Origin of the sequence: Tenebrionibacter intestinalis (assembly GCF_016632365.1) — a bacterium.
Lineage (GTDB): Bacteria > Pseudomonadota > Gammaproteobacteria > Enterobacterales > Enterobacteriaceae > Tenebrionibacter > Tenebrionibacter intestinalis.
In genome coordinates this window covers 77,659-96,955 of sequence record NZ_JAEPBH010000010.1, presented here as the reverse complement: position 1 = coordinate 96,955, position 19,297 = coordinate 77,659, and the positions used below count along the sequence as shown (strand labels likewise).

Genomic DNA, 19,297 nt, shown 5'->3' with positions numbered 1-19,297 from the left:
ACCCGCCCATTACTGGGGATTCCTCAGCGCTTACGCGGGGAACTGTCAATGATACTATTGATTGGCACTAAGAGAATCAATCGCGTACCAAAAAATATTTTAAATACAATGACATTGGAGAGCGTTCAGAATTCTGTGTCACGTTAAAAATTCTACAGCGTCATCACATTATTCAGTCGCCCTTCAAAATAAATGGCTAACTGCGACAATGTCAAATTCCAGCTCTGAATGGGCATTGTCCATTTCTCCTTTGCATTCATCAGTCCCGGATAAAGCAGCTTCAACAGACTGTTTTCATTCGGGAAAGCCCCTTTGGTTTTTGTCAGTTTCCTGAACTGCCGATGTACCGATTCGATAGCATTTGTGGTGTAAATGACCTTGCGGATATTCGCCGGATAGCGGAAGTATGCTGACAGGTTTTCCCGCTTGCGACGCCACGACTGGAGTACCACCGGATACCGCTGGCCCCATTTCGCCTCCAGCTCATCCAGCGCCGTTTCTGCCGCTTCTTTTGGCGCCGCACGATACACCGGCTTCAGGTCAGCCATGAACGCTTTATGGTGCTTTGAAGCCACGTATTTAATCGAGTTGCGTATCTGGTGAATGACGCACAACTGAACTTCTGTCTGCGGATAAATGCTGTTTATCGCCTCCGGGAAACCGGTCAGCCCGTCCACGCAGGCGATCAGAATGTCTTCCACGCCGCGATTTTGCAGGTTGCTTAATACCGACAGCAGAAGCTCGCCCCTTCGTTTTCCGACAGATACAGGCCCGGGACTTCCTTTTTGCCCTCCAGATTCAGCGCCAGCACGGTGTAAACTGAACCGTACCGGGTTTCTTGGAGACTAAATGATCCTACCCGCGTAATATGGACACAACCCTAAGCAAGGTACTGGTTTTCAAATTGTTCCGGACTGAGACCGCCACAGGCACTGTGACGACGCCACCGATTGTAATCGCACTCAATATAATTAAATACCGCTGCCCGCATGATTTCCCGGCTGGCAAAGTCCTCTGCGTGAATACATTCCACCTTCAGCGTGTGGAAGAAGTTTTCTGCACAGGCATTGTCATAACAACAGCCTCTGGCGCTCATACTACCCTGCAGATTATGGCGTTTCAGTAAGCTCTGGTAATCCGTTGAACAGTACTGACCGCCGCGGTCGCTACACGTGTCCACTATTGTTGGGTAAGAACAGATCCCGGCGCAGGGGAAGATCGCTAACGTGCGCGCTTTTTCTGTGGTGGCGCAGGCGGTAGCGGTAAATTTTTTATCTTTCCCTGCTGACTGATAATTTTCTCATATACTTAACCACGATACTGTCTGGATAGCAGAGGAGGGACTATGCATGTAACCAATAGTGGGAAACTGCCGGTACGCAGGCTCAATGCCGCCTATCGCGCGCTGTTTTCCACGTTGCAGATTTGTCGCGCCTGCGGCTCGGTGTCGCTGGCGGAAAGCGAACGGCTGCGCGATGAGTTGTTTGAACTTAACGCCCAGTATCGCGTGTTTCATTCGCGCGAAGGCGCGCAGCTTTCCGGGCAGGAGAGTGAACATTTGCAGCATGCAATGGCTGCGCTATCGCACGCTGCGCTCTGCCTGATGAGCGGGCCGCGTGACTGTCCACAGTGGTGCAGCGTGGATGCGAAAAAGCTGGCAATAAGCGTAGAAGAACTCGGCCAGGCGTTAAGCGCGCTGGAACAAGCCCGTGCGGTTATCTCAACGGACTAATGCGATGCTGGCCTGCTTAGCCGGCGGCGGACTGCGCAAGCGTGTGACGGCGGCACGCCTGCGGCGCGTATTAATTTTCTGTCTTATATTGTTCTCTGCCGCTGCGGTTTGTGCGCCTGCCCGCGTGGAAATTTTACAAAGCAAACTTAACCATCCCTGGTCGCTGGCGTTTTTACCGGGCAAGGCGGGGATACTGATTACTCTGCGTAACGGGCAACTTCTGCGCTGGCAGCCTGAAGAGGGGCTTTCTGGCCCCATTGCCGGCGTGCCGAAAGTATGGGCGCACGGCCAGGGGGGGCTACTGGATGTTGTGCTGGCCCCGGACTTTGCCGCCAGCCGCCGGGTATGGCTCAGCTTTGCTGAAGGCGATGCGACCGGTAAGGCGGGCACCGCAGTCGGCTATGGCAGGCTTAGTGAAGATATGACCCGGCTTGAACATTTCACCGTAGTGTTTCGTCAGACGCCAAAACTTTCAACCGGCAATCATTTTGGCGGCAGTATGGCATTTGATGCAAAAGGCTTTCTTTATATTGCGCTGGGGGAGAATAATCAGCGCAATGCTGCGCAGGATCTCAGCAAATTACAGGGGAAAGTGGTGCGTTTGACCGCCGATGGCCGGGTACCGCAGGATAATCCGTTTGTCGGGCGCGCGGGCGTCAGACCGGAAATCTGGGCTTATGGTATTCGCAATGCACAGGGGATGGCGCTCAATCCGTTTCGCCGCGAAATCTGGATGCATGAGCACGGGCCACGCGGCGGCGATGAAATTAATATTGCACAGGCAGGAAAGAACTACGGCTGGCCCATTGCCACCTGGGGAGTCGATTACAGCGGCGAACCTTACCCGGAAACCCGGGGAGGCGAAGCGCAGGGCGTGACTGCGCCAGTGTATTACTGGAAAGTGTCGCCCGCTATCAGCGGCATGGCATTTTACAATAGCGATGTTTTTCCACAGTGGAAATATCGGCTATTTATCGGCGCGCTGAAACAAAAAGCGCTCATTTCTCTGAAGGTGGAAGGCCGACAGGTAAGCGATGAACAGCGCCTGCTCACCAATTTTGGGCAGCGGATTCGCAGCGTGCGGGTAGGGCCGGACGGCTATGTATATGTGCTGACCGATGAATCCGACGGCCAGCTTTTGAAAATAAGCCCAAAGGCTCGCTAAGCAAAATTATCACCGTTTTTTAACGCGGTTCGTCGGCACAGCCTTTGATACCGCATTCACAGTTGCGGGTGTGGCGCCAGTTCGGTACTGAAGCTTTAACAGGGAAGCGCCCTACGGACCGGGCGCGATATGCCAGAGCCGGTACACTTGCCGGAAAGCCCCGGCTGCCGCGCTAACGCCATCACGGCGTGGCAGACAGAGCGGCGCAACCGGCAATACTGCGTACAATATGCCGGGCGTTGCGCATCAGGGTGATAAATACGCTGCGATATGGCTGCGTGAGTGTACCGGGAGCCTGGTCTGTTCAATTTTCCCTGACGCGCGGCAAACGTTACCTGCCACAGCGGCGTCTGCCCGTATTGCGCCGCCGGTTAGCGCACAACGCTGTGTGTTTCCACTGTAACAGGCCGGGGCCTCGCCGCGCAGGCGGAGTTACAGGCCATCAGGCGGCATTGTCGGCTGCGCCTTGTTTTAGCCCGCCTTCGATTTAGCCCATCTTCGCCGCCCGCCGGGACGCGCGGGTATGCTTCCTGGCGCGACTTAGGTCATCACAGCGCTTTTTACACAGGTATCATTTCTCTGCTTCGTATGGCGCATGCTTAATGCTTCACATCAATAAAAGCGATTATAGAATTTTCTGGTTTCACGATCCGGTAGCGCGAAAAAATGCGCGCTTTGGCAGCGGGCCGCCGGGTTATCGGGTAAACTTAACAAACTTTACCAACTCACTGTTTCTTTAAGATGATTTGTGGGTTATTACTTCTTCGTTTCTCCGCAGGCCGCCGGGCCTGGCGGGGTTAAAGAATGGATACCCGGGGAATATATGACGAGTTTGATTTTCGCTGCGATACGCAGATGGGCGGCAGCCGGCGCGCTGTTGTTGGCGGCGGCGCCGATGGCGCATGCCGAACAGACACCGGCTGCGCCGGAAATTGACGCAAAAGCGTGGATTTTGATGGATTTCGCCAGCGGTAAGGTGCTGGCCGAAGGTAATGCCGATGCGAAGCTGGACCCCGCCAGCCTCACCAAGATAATGACCAGCTATGTGGTTGGCCAGGCAATCAAGTCGGGTAAAATTCGGCTTACGGATATGGTGACCATCGGTAAGGACGCGTGGGCAACCGGTAATCCAGCGCTGCGCGGATCTTCGGTGATGTTTCTGAAGCCGGGCGATCGCGTTTCTGTTGAAGACCTCAATAAAGGCGTGATTATTCAGTCCGGTAATGACGCCTGTATTGCGCTGGCCGAGCATGTAGCGGGCAGTCAGGATGCGTTTATCGGCCTGATGAACAGCTATGCCGGCAAGCTTGGTCTTACCGATACGATGTTTAAAACAGTACACGGCCTGGACGCGCCGGGGCAATACAGCACCGCGCGCGATATGGCGCGGCTTGGTCAGGCGCTAATTCGCGACGTGCCGGACGAATACGCCGTCCATAAAGAAAAAGAATTTACCTTTAACAATATTCGTCAGTTAAACCGCAACCGGCTGCTGTGGAGCTCCAGCCTGAATGTGGATGGCATGAAAACCGGCACCACTGCCGGCGCGGGGTATAACCTCGTGGCATCGGCCACGCAGGATAACATGCGGCTGGTATCGGTCGTGCTTGGCACTAAAACTGACGGTATTCGCTTTCGTGAATCTCAGAAGCTGCTGACGTGGGGATTCCGCTTCTATGAAACCGTAACGCCGGTGAAGCCGGATACCCCATTTGTCTCGCAGCGCGTGTGGTATGGCGATGTCAAAGAGGTGAACCTGGGCGCAGGCGACAGCGGTGCGGTAACTATTCCTCGCGGGCAGATGAAAAACCTCAAAGCGAGCTATACCCTCAACAGTACGCAACTGACCGCGCCGCTGAAAAAAGGCCAGGTTGTAGGCACTATTGATTTCCAGCTTAACGGTAAATCTATTGAGCAGCGGCCACTGGTGGTAATGGAAGCCGTGAATAAAGGGGGATTCTTCAGCCGTCTTGTCGATTTTGTGCTGATGAAGTTTCACGGCTGGTTCTCCTGATGACCCGTCGCGCCTTGCCGCGTTAGAATAAAAAGCCGTTCTACCCTGTCGCGCGCAAGCCTGGCAGGGTATTTTTTTATCTCAACGCCTGCGAGTGCCGTCAAATGTCGGCCGAATAGAATCAGCCCGAAATGGCCGGATGATAAACCAGGTAAATCAAAACGTTATTATCTGGCCCTGTTTGCCGCGCGGGCGCGCAGTGAGAAAAAGGGGAGGCGATGCGGCGCTGGATACTGTCAGGAAATCATTTCAACACCTTGCGCCAGCGCCTGCCGGGTTAACTCCTGCGGCGCAGGCGCATTGCTTATTAGCGCGTCAAACGCCGACAGCGGCCCCATGCGGGCAGGGCGTACTACGCCATATTTGCTGCTGTCCACGACCAGCGCCCGTTTCTTCGACATTGCCAGCGCCCAGTGTTTGACCGGCAGTTCGTCAAGATTAAAACAGGTTGCCCCCTGGCGTGGGTGGACGCCCGCCGCCGACAGAAAGGCGAGATCGGGGCAGAGATTAGCCAGTGTTTCGCGAAGGTTAAGCGGGCAAAAAACTGTGCTGCCGGGCTGAAATTCACCGCCGCAGAGAATGACCCGGCACTGCGGTTTTTCACGCAGCGCCAGGAAAATATTAAGCGAATAACAGATGCCGGTAAACGGCAGTTCCGGCGCCAGCGCTTCAATAATAAATGGCGTGGTGGTGCCGCAGTCAAAAAAAAGCGTCTGATGCGGCTTGATGAGCGCGGCGGCGAGGCGGGCGGCGTGGCGCTTTTCCTTCACATGTCGGTTTTTTTGATCGCTTAACAGATAATGAGCGCCCGCAGCGCTACGCGCCAGCACCAGATGTCCGCCCAGCAGTACAACGGGCGTATCGTCTGCGCTAAGATCGCGGCGGAGCGTCATCTCTGAAACGCCCAGTTGCGCTGCGGCCTCTCTCAGACGAAGCTTGTCACGCTGGCGCAGCGCCTGCAGTAGCCAGGTGATGCGTTGTTCACGACGAGATTCCATATACTTTTCCAAAAACAGTGCCGTTTACGCCAGAAAACGCGTTATGGCGCTATCTTAATGGGGGAAGGCGTGCTAGTCACGCACCCAGCCTTTACGAATAGGCACAGCAAAACAGAGGCGATAGAGCCGTGAGAGCGCCAGATGCAGGTGCCGCCCCTGGTAGTTCCAGATGAGCTGAGCTATCAGACAGCCGCACAGGGCCGTGAGCAGGCCGCCCACCATATCAAGCGGCCAGTGAACGCCGAGATAAACCCTTGCCCAGGCGATAGCGCAGGCGGTAATAAAGAGCAGCGCGCCGGGCAGCAGGCGATACCAGAACAGAAAAGCGAGAGCGAACGTGAAACTGGTTGTGCCGTGATTGCTCGGGAACGAACTGTCCGGCGTATGTTGCAGGAAGTTATATCCTAATCCGACGGCGAAAGGGCGTGGATGCGGCAGCAGCAGCCCCATTAGCCAGGAGATTGTCAGGCTGGCGGCCAGCGCGAGGGCCGTTTTAATGACCATATGGCGGCGTTCGTTGGTGCGTTGATGCGATCCCCAAAGCCACATCATCGCCACCAGGACGGGCATGATATAAATCAGATCGCGTGCTATGTACTTTGCGGTATCTATCTGCCAGTCGCTTGAGGCAGGCGTTGCGTTAACTAATAAAAACCAGTGGCGATTTAGCGTTTCTAACATATAACTACCTGCTCTCATTCAGGATTGTAGCAGCTATTCCCCCAGCCCGTAGCCAGAGGTAGCCAGACCCACCGGCCAGCCTGCCGTTTTGGGGAAAATGCGCTTCGCGCATGAGCTGCCCAACGCGCATTGTCAGGCCCGGAAATGCTCGCGCCACGCTCGCTGCTGGCGCTACTGGGCGTATCAGCAGCCAATACGCTGCCTGCAATAATGTCGTCCTTGAGCGCCTGCCAGCGGTTATTCTGTCACGTAAAGCGTACTGTAGACATCAAACCAGTACTAATCAGGTAACGAGCGCGCGTTTCGCTGTGCGGCAGCCAGAAAAGAGGATAAAGATAAAAGTTCAGCGCCAGCCGGTAAAGAGGGAATGTCTAATTCATTACGCGATTGGCCGGCGTCCGGGGGGGCGATTAACGGGGAACACGGCAGATTAAGTTACCGTCAAGCCTGCCAAATTTAGCTTAAAAAAATTAAATCAGGCAGATGGCAGCGCAATTTATTCACGTACTGTCATAATTTCTCTATGCCGGAATTGGTAATTTCATTAAACTTTGCGCGTTTTCTTTTACATGAGCCGCTTATGCATACTGTTTTAGCTAAGCCCCTGGGGCGCCGGGCGCTGCTTTTTCCGCTCTGCCTTGTACTTTATGAGTTTTCAACCTATATCGCTAACGACATGATCCAGCCCGGTATGCTGGCGGTTGTTGAGCAATACCAGGCGGGGATGGAATGGGTGCCGACCTCTATGACCGCCTACCTTGCAGGCGGTATGTTTTTGCAGTGGCTGCTGGGGCCGCTGTCGGATCGCATTGGGCGCCGTCCGGTAATGCTCACAGGCGTGATATGGTTTATTTTTTCCTGCCTTGCCATTCTGCTTGCGCAGACAATTGAACAATTCACCGTAATTCGCTTTTTGCAGGGTATCAGCCTGTGTTTCATTGGCGCGGTGGGCTACGCCGCCATTCAGGAATCGTTTGAAGAGGCGATATGTATCAAAATTACGGCGCTGATGGCGAACGTCGCGCTGATTGCGCCGCTGCTGGGGCCGCTGGTGGGCGCAGGCTGGGTGCATGTTGCCCCCTGGCAGACAATGTTTGTGCTGTTTGCTGCGCTGGGCGCCGTATCGCTGGGGGGGCTGTGGCGCGCTATGCCGGAAACGGCTACCCGGCTGGGTGAAAAGCTGTCGGTGGCTCAGCTTGGCCGCGACTATCGCGACGTGGTGAAAAACAGCCGTTTTATGACCGGCGCGCTGGCGACAGGATTCGTCAGCCTGCCGCTGCTGGCATGGATTGCGCAGTCGCCAGTCATTATCATCAGCGGTGAACAACTTAGCAGCTTTGAATACGGTATATTGCAGGTGCCGATTTTTGGCGCGCTGATTGCCGGTAACCTGGTGCTGGCGCGATTCACGTCGCGGCGCAGCGTACGTTCGCTGATTATTTTCGGCGGCTGGCCTGTCATTGTCGGCCTGGTGCTGGCGGCGCTGGCCACCGTTATTTTACCGCACGCCTGGCTGTTAATGACGCTTGGGCTTAGCATATACGCGTTTGGCATTGGTCTGGCGAATGCCGGGCTGGTGCGCCTGACGCTATTTTCCAGCCCCATGAGCAAAGGCACGGTATCAGCGGCGATGGGAATGCTGCAGATGCTTATTTTCACTGCAGGTATTGAGTTGAGCAAGCATGCCTGGTTACTGGGGGGAAACGGGCTATTCAACCTGTTTAACCTGGCCTGTGGGCTGGTGTGGCTGGTATTAATTGTGCTGTTTTTGCGCGATAAAAGTGTGGGGGCGGCCCGCCAGCCGTCATGATCGCGGCGTGGGGTGGGGTTTCCCGCCTCTGATTCACGACAGCGCGGGCAGAAAGGTGATTTTGCCCGCTTTGTTGCCGTCAGCCGAAAAATAGCCACTTCATTTTCTGTTATTTCGGCTGCGTAATCCTCTCTTTTAAGCAAAAGGCGCTTCGCCGTTCAGTGCTTTCTCAATGATTTCCAGCACCCCTTCCTGATTATTGTGCGGCGCCTCATAGCACGTGAGCGCGCGTATATTGTCCGGGGCGTTTGCCATAACGAAGCCAAATCCGGCCTGGCATAGCATTTCGGTATCGTTGCCGCCATCGCCAAACGCCAGCACTTCGCGATCCTCAATGCCCCAGCGCTGTTGCAGTATCCGCAGCCCGTTTGCTTTGTGCAGGCCAGGAATGATGAGATCGATAGAGCCGTGGCCGCTGGTGACCGGTACCATAATATCGCCCAATTTTTTTTGCAGGTCGCGCATGGTTTGCTGTAGCCGGTTATCCGGCAGGTTGAGCGCAAATTTGAAGAATGTATCGTCAATGGTGAAAAAGTCGTCCACGCGCTCCAGGCGGTGGTAATACTTTGCCGCCATCCGGTGAAAGCTGTCGTTGTAGCGGCGCAGCGTCCAGCCCTTTTCTTTGCCGGCGGCAATAATTTCCACGTCCGGCAGCGTTAACAGGTGGTCTACCATTGTGGCGTACTGGTCGCGGCTTAGCGCGCCGTTATACAAATCTTCGCCTTCGCATACTATCCAGCCGCCGTTTTCGGCTACGAAGGCTATCTCACTGGCGATTTCCGGGAAGAAGGAAATTAACTGCCAGTACTGATTGCCGCTGGCGACGACGAAACGTATACCTTGCTCCTTCATGCGCGCATATTGTGTGAGAAACCGCGCGCGGTTGTAGCGCTTGTCGTCGTTCAGGAAGGTGCCGTCCATATCCACGGCGATCATTTTTACAGGCATGGTTGTCTCCTCAGGCCCGCCGATACCGGCTGGGTGAATGATGCCAGCAGGGCATCGCCGTATTTACCGTGAGCGCCGGCGATCGGTAGCGCAAGTTTTGATAATGGCAACGCGTTTTGGCGGCGCATAACCTCGTGTGAACTGCGCGCCGGCGTTATCCACGCCCGGTCTGCCGGGATAGTTAACGGCATCCGTGTCGCGATATACCGCTTAGCGCGGCCCCATTCCCGCAGGGCATAGGGGGCTGAATGTGTCGTTATTGCGTTTGCGCTTTACCACAATGCGTAACAACTGGAGGTTTGGCTACGGCTTTTGCCGCCAGCGCAGCAATAAGAACCAGCGCCAGCACGACCAGCATGGCGTTGCGCAGGCCATAGCGCTCGCCGAGGAAACCCAGCAGAGGCGGGCCAACCAGAAAGGCGAGATAGCCGGTAGTGGCAACAACGCTAACGCGGGTTGGCGCGTCCGGGCCGGTATCGCTGGCGGCAGAAATAGTGAGTGGGAACCCCAGTGATGCGCCAAGCCCCCAGAAAATAACCGACAGGCTGGCGACAAACGCGCTATCAATAAAGATAACCATTGCAATGCCAAGCGCGCCCAACACCGCGCTGGCGCGCACCACTGCCACGCGGCTGTAGCGATCGATAAACCAGCCGCCGCCGAAACGGCCAAGCGTCATACCGAGCGTGAACCCGGCATAAATTAGCGAGCCGGAGGTTGGGCTGAAGCCGTGTCCATCCACCATCAGTAGCGGTAGCCAGTCGTTGGCGGACCCTTCGGCAAAGGCCATCGCCAGCACGATTAGGCCGATTAGCAGCAGTTTACCATCTTTCCAGAACGGCTTGCCCGGGCGCGCCGCTGCGTCATTGCCGCAGGCAAGAGATTGCTTCCCCGTGCCGGCGGGGATCGCGGTCATTGCAATCATCATAGGGATAATAACGATAAGCCCGGCCAGCAACAGGTGCAGTTCGGCGCGCAGGCCGGAACCGGTGAGCGCCATGCCTAAACCGGCGCCCGTTAGCGTGCCGAGGCTGTAAAACCCGTGCATCATCGGCAACAGCGTTTTTTGCCGCAGGCGCTCCACGGTTGCGCCTTCTACGTTGATCGCCACTTCAGCGCTGCCCATTCCGCTGCCAAGTCCTGCCAGGCCAAGGGCGAACAGCCACGGCGAAGTGAGCCATAGCGCGAGGCTCATCATCAACATACCGGCGACCACCAGCATCATCCCGTTGCGAATTACCGGTTGAGCGCCAAAGCGTTTGACCAGCCAGCCGGAACAGAGAATACCGCTCATGGAGCCGACAGACAGGCCGAACAATACAATGCCCATTTCAGAGATAGAAACCGCCAGCACATCGCGGATAGTGGGCGTACGCGTAGCCCAGGACGCCATCAGCAGGCCGGGGAGAAAGAAGAAAGCGTACAGCGCCCAGGTGCGGCGAAGAAGCGATTTGCGGCTGGAAACGGCGGTCATGGCAGTCCGGTTTGGGCGAAATAAAAATGACACTAACAATCTCTTGTCCAATTGTACACAAGCACGCAGCTTGCGTTAACGGGTTTGTTTTACGTACTAACCAGGCCGGAGAGTTAAACGGTTTCGCTCAGCTTCGGGCGTTTTGAGCGGCGCTGGCAATGTCGGGATAACGGCGTTATGCGCAGCGAACAGAAAGGTATAACGCACTGTCGCGACGCCAGAAAGTGCATTTTAGTTTAATAAAGATAAAGGTAAGGCAATAAAAAACCCATCAACCTTGAACCGAAAGCGGCGGGGTTGATGGGCTCCACAAATTTAGGGACATCAAAGAAAAGCAGTGGCACTCTTTATGACTTGCGCCTCTCTTAAAGGTTCACTTTATTTTAAAATAACTTATTTTCGTAACGTTACAGGCCCGCCCCTGGCCAGAAAATGACAATCAGCGTTCCTGCCAGCGTCAGTAATACGTTAGCAATGGCGTAAGTGCCCGCGTAGCCAAGCGCTGGAATATTGCTGCGCGCGGCATCGCTGATGATTTCCATCGCAGGCGCGCAGGTGCGTGCGCCCATAATGGCGCCGAACAGCAGCGCGCGGTTCATCTTCAGTACCCAGGCGCCAAAGATGAAGCAGATGACTACCGGCAGCAGGCTGACCAGCAGCCCGGAAACCAGCATTTGCCAGCCTACCTCGCCAAGCCCGTTACTGATGCCGCTACCGGCGCTCAGGCCGATCCCGGCCATAAATACCATCAGCCCGAACTCTTTCACCATGTTCAGCGCGCCCTGGGGGATATAGCCAAAAGTAGGGTGGTTGGCGCGCAGAAAACCAAGCATGATGCCGGAAAACAGCAGCCCGGCGGCGTTGCCGAAGCCAAAGCTAAATGAGCTGAACTGGAAGGAAATCATCCCAATCATCAGGCCAACAATAAAGAAAGCGCAGAAGGCCAGCAGATCGGTGACCTGGCTGTGAATTGAGATAAAGCCGATGCGATCGGCCACGGTTTTGACGCGGCGCGCGTCGCCGCTGACTTGAAGGACGTCGCCTTTGTTAAGGACGATATTGTCGTCAATCGGCATCTCTATTTGGCTGCGGATCACGCGGTTAAGAAAGCAGCCGTGATCGGTAAGCTTGAGTTGGCCGAGGCGGCGGCCCACGGCGTTGTGGTTTTTCACCACGATCTCTTCGGTAACGATACGCATGTCGAGCAGATCGCGGTCAAATACTTCCTTACCGTTGCGAAAGCTTGGATCCAGGCGGGCGTGAGCATCGGGGTAGCCCACCAGCGCGATATCGTCACCCTGCTGAAGGACGGCATCGCCGTCGGGCGTGGCAAGGATGCCGTTGCGGCGAATGCGTTCAATGTAACAGCCGGTCTGGCGGTAAATGCCCAGTTCGCGCAAATTTTTGCCGTCTGCCCATGCCACCAGCTCTGAACCAACCCGGTAGGCGCGAATAACCGGCAAAAACACTTTGCGCGTGGAGTCGGTATCCAGCCCGCGTTCGCGGGCGATTTGTTGGGCGCTGGTCTGGAGATCCTGATGCTGTAGTCTGGGCATATAGCGTGCGCCGAAAATCAGGCTGACGAGGCCGATGAGGTAGGTAAGCGCGTAACCCAGGCTGAGTTGATCGAGCGTAAGCGCCAGCGCCTGGCCTGAAAGGCCGGAGTGGCGCAGCGTGTCGCCTGCGCCTACCAGTACCGGCGTGGAGGTCATCGCCCCTGCCAGCATGCCGGAAGTCAGGCCTATTCCCCAGCCGAATACGTTGCCTAACCCGAGCGCTATCAGCAGCGCGCTGCCGACCATCACCAGCGCCAGCATCAGGTAATTTTTACCGTCGCGAAAGAAAATAGAAAAAAAGTTTGGCCCGGCTTCCACTCCGACACAAAAAATGAACAGCATAAAGCCCAGGTTTAGCGCGTCGGTATTAATGGCGAAATGCTGTTGACCGAGCAATAACGAAACAACCAAAACACCAATGGAATTACCCAGTTGCACTGAGCCAAGCCTGATTTTCCCCAGGCAAAGTCCTAAGGTGAGAACCACAAATAACAGCAGGATGTAATTCCCGGTTAACAATTCTGCGACGTTTATATTCACGGAGTCTAACTTCTTGTTTACCAGTAAATTGTTGAATGCGATAGCCTTTTGCGCTAGTGTCCTTATAAGGAATGTCTGCAGTTAAGACCATCCGCATTATAAAAAATAACAAGTTTATGCCCTTTCGGGGTGCCGTTAGTTTAATCGCATTAAGAATCAACGGCCAGTATGAATACCGCGTTGTTTTCCAGTTTGTTTTGGCATCGGATTGCTGAAGTATTTATCAAGTGGACAGATCCACCAGGGTCGAATATTGAAAATGAGACTGTAACAATGTCTGGAGGAGTGCTGGTTATGTGCCGTCATTCATGGCCGGGGATTGCCTGCGGCTTTGCACTTTTTATTCTGGTGTTTATATACGACAAACTGAGCGGCGCGTCGATCTGCGTGCTGGGCAAAGCCGAACCAAGCCTGCTGCTGTTTATCGTACCGGGCCTGGCAGGCGGGCTGCTGTTGCGTTGCGGTTCGCTGCATAAGCCGCTTTATGGCGCGCTGCTGGCGTTGCCGGTCTGTTTTCTGCTGCTTTACGTCGGGGAAATGCCCGCGCGCCCGGTGCTCCAGGAGATGGCCTGGCTTTTCAGCGCCGTGTTCTGGTGCGCCATTGGCACATTGCTTTCTCTGTTTATTAACCGGCTACGCCGACATCTTCGCGTTCAGCGCCGCACGCACGCGCGCTAAAAATAGCGCTGTTCGTTAATCCACGCCGGTAAAGCCTGAGTATACTGGCGTCGTTTTGGCAACAAGCGCAGAGCAAGGCGCGCGTTTAACGCTTTGCCGGGACTGGTTGGCTGCTGGCGAGTCATACTTTTCCATCACCGTTATATCTCGCTGTTGCCGGTTTTTTAACGGGGCTGTTGCTATAAGCGATAGCGTTTTTCCGCGCTGCGCCGATACGCTTTGCTGCCATGATGTTTCTCCGGGCCGTGGCCTGTCAGGTCGCTTAGTCGCTGATAAGGCCTCAGGGCGCCGCATTTACCCAAGGAAAAAAGAGATGACGCCAACCATTGATCTGCTGTGCGCCCACCGTTCCGTTCGCCATTATACCGATCGGCCGCTTACTAAAGCGCAGCGTGAAGCGATTATTGCCAGTGCTCAGGCAACGTCCAGTTCGAGCTTTCTCCAGTGTACGTCTATTATCCGCATCACGGATAAGGCAATGCGTGAACAACTTGTTCCGCTGACCGGCGGCCAGCAGCACGTGGCGCAGGCCGCAGAGTTTTGGATTTTCTGCGCTGACTTTAATCGCCACTTGCAAATTTGCCCGCAGGCAGAGCTTGGGCTGGCAGAGCAGCTACTGCTTGGCGTAGTGGATACGGCGATGATGGGACAAAGCGCGCTGGTTGCCGCTGAATCGCTGGGGCTGGGCGGCGTTTATATTGGCGGTATTCGCAATAACATAGAAGACGTCACCCGGTTGCTTGCGTTGCCAAAGCACGTGCTGCCGCTATTTGGTTTGTGTCTGGGATGGCCTGCGGATAATCCCGATTTAAAGCCTCGGTTGCCGGCCTCTGTCGTTGTGCATGAAAATCATTATCACCCTGTCGATCCTGAGGCGCTGGCGCAGTACGATACGCGCCTGGCTGAATATTATCTTTCGCGCAGCAGCAACAACCGCCGCGATACCTGGAGCGATCATATTCGCCGCACCCTTATCAAAGAGAGCCGCCCGTTTATCCTTGACTACCTGCACAGGCAAGGGTGGGCGACGCGCTAATAAAATCGCCGCGCCCGGCTCGTGGTCAGACGGACGCAGTGGTATGATGCGCGCCTTGTCGATTCATACTGCCAAAGATGAGGTGAAGAGTGAGAATCGCCATTTTATCCAGAGACAGTACGCTCTGGACCTGTCGACGACTGCGCGAGGCCGCCACACAGCGTGGGCACCTGGTGGATATTATCGATCCGCTTTCGTGTTATATGAATATCAATCCGGCTTCTCCTTCGGTTCATGATAAGGGGCGACAGCTTCCTCATTACGATGCGGTGATCCCGCGCATTGGTTCGGCTATCACATTTTATGGTACCGCCGTGTTGCGTCAGTTTGAGATGATGGGGAGCTGGCCGCTCAATGAATCGGTGGCGATTGCGCGTGCGCGGGACAAGCTGCGCTCGCTTCAACTGCTGGCGCGCCAGGGCATTGACCTGCCCGTTACCGGCTTTGCTCATTCACCCGACGATACCAGCGATCTGATTGAGCTGGTAGGCGGCGCGCCGCTGGTCGTTAAGCTGGTGGAGGGCACGCAGGGGATTGGCGTTGTGCTGGCTGAAACGCGGCAGGCGGCGGAAAGCGTTATCGATGCCTTTCGCGGCCTGAATGCCCATATCCTGGTGCAGGAGTATATCCGCGAAGCTAAAGGCCGCGATATTCGCTGCCTGGTGGTGGGCGACCAGGTGGTTGCGGCCATTGAACGCCAGGCGAAGGAGGGGGATTTTCGCTCCAATCTGCACCGCGGCGGCGTGGCGCGTGTGGTCAACATTACGCCCCGGGAGCGGGAGATTGCGCTCAAGGCTGTCTCAACGCTGGGGCTGGAAGTGGCGGGCGTGGATATTTTACGCGCCGCACGCGGCCCGCTGGTGATGGAAGTTAACGCCTCGCCCGGGCTGGAAGGGATAGAGAAAACGTCCGGTATGGATATTGCCGGAAAAATGATTAGCTGGGTTGAGCATCACGCACGCCCTGGCTTTTGCCTGAAAACCGGCGGTTGAGATCATTTTGTCGCCGGGATCATGGCGCTGTTTACGCCTTTTGCGTAATATGCGCTCTTTTGTTCGCTATCAGAGGTTATCAGTCCGTTATGGGTACCACCGTTATCCCCTCGCTTGACACCCTGCGCCGCTGGCTCGACGATCTTGGCGTCAGCTTTTTTGAGTGCGACACCTGTCAGGCTCTGCATTTGCCGCATATGCAGAACGTCGAAGGGGTTTTCGACGCCAAAATCGACCTGGTGGATAATGTGGTGCTGTTCTCTGCCCTGGCAGAAGTAAAGCCTTCAGCGCTGCTTTCGCTCTGTGCCGATTTGTCTTCCATCAATGCCAGCTCTCTTACGGTGAAAGCGTTTCTTGACATCCAGGACGATAACATGCCGCGGTTGGTTGTGTGCCAGTCTCTTTGCGTGAGCGCGGGTGTGACCGACGAGCAGTTCGCGCTGTTTGTGCGCCAGAGCGAAGAGCAAATCTCGATGGTCATCCTTGAAGCGAGCGCCCACCACTTGCTGTATACCTCCGACGAGGAAGAACGCAGCACCATTGTGGTTGAAACGCCTTTCCTGCACTGATTCGTGTTACCGGGCGCAAGGCGCCCGATGCGTTAGCGTTTTTGCCGCTGATTTATCGCGCGCTTTTCCCTTATTTCGCCCCGCCATGCCTGCCAGGCTTTTTTCTTCGCCTCGCCGGCGAAAAAGTGCGTTACGCCAGGGGGCGCTTCAGGCCGGGGCTGGCGCGCTGCCAGCGCTGCCTCGCCCCAGGCCTGGCGGGGAATAATCATGCGTTTAATGCGCCGCTGGCGCTGTTTCTGTCCGTTGTTGGTGCGGTATGGTTGGCTAACTGGTACTTAATGTCGCGAGCATAAAAGCAGCAAACGCATGCGTTTCTGCGTGCCAGACGTGGCTGAATGTATGGAAATCTGCCATCATCATACTGGCGCTGCCGGTGAGCGGCGTCGGTATTGTGCAGGAAGCCTGAAGCCGCCAAATGTTAAACAAACGAACCTTGTCTCACGCCAGACTCAATCCGCCAGTGCTGGTCATGGTAGCCGCTACCGCTATTATCATGACCCGCGGGCTGGATCTCTTTATGGTTTTCGACATGATGGGGGTGCGTGGGCTGCGAGAGCTGATTCAGCGCAGCGCGCAAACCTGGCCGCTTACTCTGGTTTTTCTCGGTAGCCTGTTTGTGCTTTGTATTGAATTGCGTTGCGCTTTTGTTGTGATGAAAGGGCGCAACTGGGGGCGCTGGCTTTTCCTTATTACGCAAATTCTCTCCTCTGTTTACCTGATGTCCGCCTCGCTGGGCTGGGGCTACCCTGAGCTTTTCAGTTTGCCAGGCGAAACGCCGGGCGATATTTTCCGTGCGCTGGTCACTAAAAAGCTGCCGGATGTACTGGTACTGTTTCTGCTCTTTATTCCGCCCCGCAGCCGCCTGTTTTTCCGGGTACACTAGGCTGTGTCCCTTAATCCAGCATCATGAGAATTAAGGGACACAGCCTGGACGCTAGCGGTGGTACAATCAGCGCCGTTTTTTCTTCGGGGTTTTTATCTATGCAATGCGCACTCTATCACGCCGGCCGCTGTCGCTCCTGCCAGTGGCTGGAACAGCCGATGGCGCAGCAGCTTTGCGCCAAAATGGCCAGCCTGCGCCAGCTACTGGCGGGGCGGGCCGTAGGGGAGTGGCTTGCGCCGGTCAGCGGCCCGGCGTTCGGTTTTCGTAACAAAGCTAAGATGGTCGTCAGCGGTAGCGTGGAGCGCCCGCTGTTGGGTATGCTGCGCCGTGACGGCACGGCTGAAGATTTGACGGACTGCCCGCTTTACCCCGACTCTTTCCAACCCGTCTTTGCGACGCTAAAGCCATTTATTGCTCGCGCAGGGTTGACGCCCTATAACGTAGCGCGGCGGCGCGGCGAACTGAAATACCTGTTGCTGACAGAAAGTCAGCATGATGGCGCTATGATGCTGCGTTTTGTGCTGCGCTCGGAGGCGAAACTCCCTCAGCTTCGCGCGGCGCTGCCCTGGCTGCGGGCGCAATTACCGCAGTTGAAAGTGATTTCCGTTAACCTCCAGCCGGTGCATATGGCGATTATGGAAGGTGAGCGGGAAATCTGGCTGACAGAGCAGCAGGCGCTGGCGGAGGTTTTCAACGGCGTGCCGCTATGGATCCGGCCGCAGAGTTTCTTTCAGACCAATCCGCAGGTGGCGTCTGCGCTCTACGCTGCCGCTCGCGACTGGGTGCGCGCGCTGCCGGTAACGCATATGTGGGATCTGTTTTGCGGGGTTGGCGGCTTTGGCCTGCATTGCGCCACGCCGCAAATGCGGCTGACCGGGATTGAAATTGCCCCTGAAGCCATCGCCTGTGCGCAGCGTTCCGCCAAAGCGCTGGGGCTTGCGGATAATCTGCGCTTTCAGGCGCTGGATTCTACGCAGTTTGCGCTGGGGCAACACGCTATCCCCGACCTGGTGCTGGTTAACCCGCCAAGACGCGGCATTGGCGCGCCGCTGTGCGAGTACCTAAGCCGTATGGCCGCGCGCTGGATAATTTATTCCAGTTGCAATGCGCAGACAATGGCGCAGGATTTGCGGCTTTTGCCCGACTATCGCATTGTGCGGGTACAGCTTTTTGATATGTTTGCGCACACCGCGCATTATGAAGTGCTGACGCTGCTGGAAAGAGCGGAGGATAACGCGTCGTGAAGGATAAAGCGCGCCTGTGGCAGGGCGCGCCCGTAAGCGGCGGCTATCCGGGGGCTGTAAAATCAGCCGCCGGCCGCGCGGTTATTCCGCAAACCAGCGGTCGTTGATTTTTTGATAGGTGCCGTCGGCTTTGATGGCCGCCAGCGCGTCATTGAGTTTTTCCAGCAATGCGGTATTGTCCGGGCGCACCGCGATACCAAGGCCCGCGCCGAAATACTGCGCGTCGGTGACTTTTTCCGTCGCCGGGCCAAGCTGTGGGTTGGTTTTAAGCCATTCATTTACCACGGCGGTATCCCCGAATACGCCGTCGAGCCGCCCGTTTTTCAGATCGATAATCGCCGTCTGGTAACTGTCATAGGCCACTGTTTTCACTTCCGGGTGTTTTTCCTGCAAATACTTTTGATGCGTGGTGCCGTTTTCCATGCCGATGCGCTTGCCCTTTAGCTGATCGAAGCGGGTATAGGCGCCTTTTTTCGCAATCACCAGCGCTGAATTCGCATAATAGGGATGGGTAAATGCAACCTGTTTGCTGCGCTCCGGCGTAATATCCATCCCGGAAATGACGGCATCGTATTTACGAAATTTCAGCGCCGGGATCAGACTGTCGAAGGCGTGGTTCGTGAAGGTACACTCCGCCTGCATCTGCTTGCACAGCGCTTTTGCCAGATCCATATCAAATCCCACAATCTGGTTACTGGCGTCAAGCGATTCAAAAGGCGGGTAAGTCGCGGAAGAGGCGAAGCGAATTTTGCTTGCTGCGCCGGCGTTAAAGGCGATAGCGGTAAGTACGGCGGCGATAAGATATTTTTTCATTAGTTGGCTCTCATCTGTGAGTATTATTGTGTTCCGGATCGTTCACTACCTTGCCATGAAATGAATTTATATTCAATTAACAAGCATAAATATTGATATTTTATTATGTGCGCCAGGGGACGCGGCGAGCTGGAAGCAGGACGAGGCGGGGCAGGGGCGCAAAC

The 19,297-nt window shown here is 55.6% G+C and carries 17 protein-coding genes and 2 pseudogenes; 11 read left to right on the top strand and 8 right to left on the bottom strand.

Annotated elements, in window-relative coordinates:
- Positions 1-152: 152 nt before the first annotated feature.
- Together JJB97_RS05595 and JJB97_RS05590 are read right to left on the bottom strand one after the other, a co-directional pair.
- A pseudogene (locus tag JJB97_RS05595) lies at positions 153-823 on the bottom strand (IS256 family transposase); the annotation flags it as partial.
- A gap of 57 nt (positions 824-880) precedes the next feature.
- Positions 881-1,171: pseudogene (locus JJB97_RS05590) on the bottom strand (IS3 family transposase); the annotation flags it as partial.
- Between the two features lie 174 nt (positions 1,172-1,345).
- Between JJB97_RS05590 and JJB97_RS05585 the strand changes: the two are divergent.
- The 3 genes from JJB97_RS05585 (at position 1,346) to dacC (ending at position 4,911) form a co-directional block, all read left to right on the top strand.
- Positions 1,346-1,732 (top strand): biofilm formation regulator BssR, encoded by a 387-nt coding sequence (locus JJB97_RS05585; RefSeq protein WP_238713041.1) that lies wholly within the window; start codon positions 1,346-1,348, stop codon positions 1,730-1,732.
- A gap of 58 nt (positions 1,733-1,790) precedes the next feature.
- The gene (locus tag JJB97_RS05580) at positions 1,791-2,897 is read left to right on the top strand and encodes a PQQ-dependent sugar dehydrogenase (protein WP_399198146.1); all 1,107 of its coding nucleotides are present in this window, start codon (positions 1,791-1,793) and stop codon (positions 2,895-2,897) included.
- Between the two features lie 823 nt (positions 2,898-3,720).
- Positions 3,721-4,911, top strand: coding sequence for a serine-type D-Ala-D-Ala carboxypeptidase (gene dacC, locus JJB97_RS05575; protein WP_238713040.1), 1,191 nt, complete (start codon positions 3,721-3,723; stop codon positions 4,909-4,911).
- 236 nt (positions 4,912-5,147) lie between these two features.
- On the opposite strand, the gene deoR is transcribed toward dacC, so the two are convergent.
- Positions 5,148-5,909 (bottom strand): DNA-binding transcriptional repressor DeoR, encoded by a 762-nt coding sequence (deoR, locus tag JJB97_RS05570; protein WP_238713039.1) that lies wholly within the window; start codon positions 5,907-5,909, stop codon positions 5,148-5,150.
- Between the two features lie 72 nt (positions 5,910-5,981).
- Positions 5,982-6,590: an undecaprenyl-diphosphate phosphatase gene (gene ybjG, locus JJB97_RS05565; RefSeq protein ID WP_238713038.1), complete on the bottom strand. Its 609-nt coding sequence runs from the start codon at positions 6,588-6,590 to the stop codon at positions 5,982-5,984.
- Between the two features lie 580 nt (positions 6,591-7,170).
- On the opposite strand from ybjG, the gene JJB97_RS05560 reads away from it, so the two are divergent.
- Positions 7,171-8,400, top strand: a complete 1,230-nt coding sequence (locus JJB97_RS05560) for an MFS transporter (protein WP_238713037.1) — start codon at positions 7,171-7,173, stop codon at positions 8,398-8,400.
- 135 nt (positions 8,401-8,535) lie between these two features.
- On the opposite strand, the gene JJB97_RS05555 is transcribed toward JJB97_RS05560, so the two are convergent.
- The 3 genes from JJB97_RS05555 to JJB97_RS05545 all read right to left on the bottom strand — a co-directional run bounded on the left by JJB97_RS05555 (position 8,536) and on the right by JJB97_RS05545 (position 12,918).
- Positions 8,536-9,348, bottom strand: a complete 813-nt coding sequence (locus JJB97_RS05555) for a Cof-type HAD-IIB family hydrolase (protein WP_238713036.1) — start codon at positions 9,346-9,348, stop codon at positions 8,536-8,538.
- Positions 9,349-9,604: 256 nt separating this feature from the next.
- Positions 9,605-10,822 (bottom strand): MFS transporter, encoded by a 1,218-nt coding sequence (locus JJB97_RS05550; protein ID WP_238713035.1) that lies wholly within the window; start codon positions 10,820-10,822, stop codon positions 9,605-9,607.
- A 407-nt stretch (positions 10,823-11,229) separates the two neighbouring features.
- Positions 11,230-12,918: an aspartate:alanine antiporter gene (locus JJB97_RS05545; protein WP_238713034.1), complete on the bottom strand. Its 1,689-nt coding sequence runs from the start codon at positions 12,916-12,918 to the stop codon at positions 11,230-11,232.
- A gap of 294 nt (positions 12,919-13,212) precedes the next feature.
- Here JJB97_RS05545 and ybjM point away from each other — a divergent pair, with 294 nt between their 5' ends.
- The 7 genes from ybjM to rlmC all read left to right on the top strand — a co-directional run bounded on the left by ybjM (position 13,213) and on the right by rlmC (position 18,320).
- Positions 13,213-13,596: an inner membrane protein YbjM gene (ybjM, locus tag JJB97_RS05540; protein WP_238713033.1), complete on the top strand. Its 384-nt coding sequence runs from the start codon at positions 13,213-13,215 to the stop codon at positions 13,594-13,596.
- Between the two features lie 313 nt (positions 13,597-13,909).
- The gene (nfsA, locus tag JJB97_RS05535) at positions 13,910-14,632 is read left to right on the top strand and encodes an oxygen-insensitive NADPH nitroreductase (RefSeq protein WP_238713032.1); all 723 of its coding nucleotides are present in this window, start codon (positions 13,910-13,912) and stop codon (positions 14,630-14,632) included.
- Between the two features lie 89 nt (positions 14,633-14,721).
- Positions 14,722-15,624, top strand: a complete 903-nt coding sequence (gene rimK / locus JJB97_RS05530) for a 30S ribosomal protein S6--L-glutamate ligase (RefSeq protein WP_238713031.1) — start codon at positions 14,722-14,724, stop codon at positions 15,622-15,624.
- Positions 15,625-15,713: 89 nt separating this feature from the next.
- Positions 15,714-16,193: a YbjN domain-containing protein gene (locus JJB97_RS05525; RefSeq protein ID WP_238713030.1), complete on the top strand. Its 480-nt coding sequence runs from the start codon at positions 15,714-15,716 to the stop codon at positions 16,191-16,193.
- A gap of 125 nt (positions 16,194-16,318) precedes the next feature.
- Entirely contained in the window at positions 16,319-16,486 is a 168-nt protein-coding gene (locus JJB97_RS05520) for a hypothetical protein (protein WP_238713029.1), read from the top strand.
- 122 nt (positions 16,487-16,608) lie between these two features.
- Positions 16,609-17,076, top strand: a complete 468-nt coding sequence (locus tag JJB97_RS05515) for a YbjO family protein (RefSeq protein ID WP_238713028.1) — start codon at positions 16,609-16,611, stop codon at positions 17,074-17,076.
- Positions 17,077-17,174: 98 nt separating this feature from the next.
- Positions 17,175-18,320, top strand: coding sequence for a 23S rRNA (uracil(747)-C(5))-methyltransferase RlmC (gene rlmC / locus JJB97_RS05510; RefSeq protein ID WP_238713027.1), 1,146 nt, complete (start codon positions 17,175-17,177; stop codon positions 18,318-18,320).
- An 81-nt stretch (positions 18,321-18,401) separates the two neighbouring features.
- Here the strand turns inward: rlmC and artJ are convergent, their stop codons facing one another.
- Positions 18,402-19,133 (bottom strand): ABC transporter substrate-binding protein ArtJ, encoded by a 732-nt coding sequence (gene artJ, locus JJB97_RS05505; RefSeq protein WP_238713026.1) that lies wholly within the window; start codon positions 19,131-19,133, stop codon positions 18,402-18,404.
- Positions 19,134-19,297 lie beyond the last annotated feature (164 nt).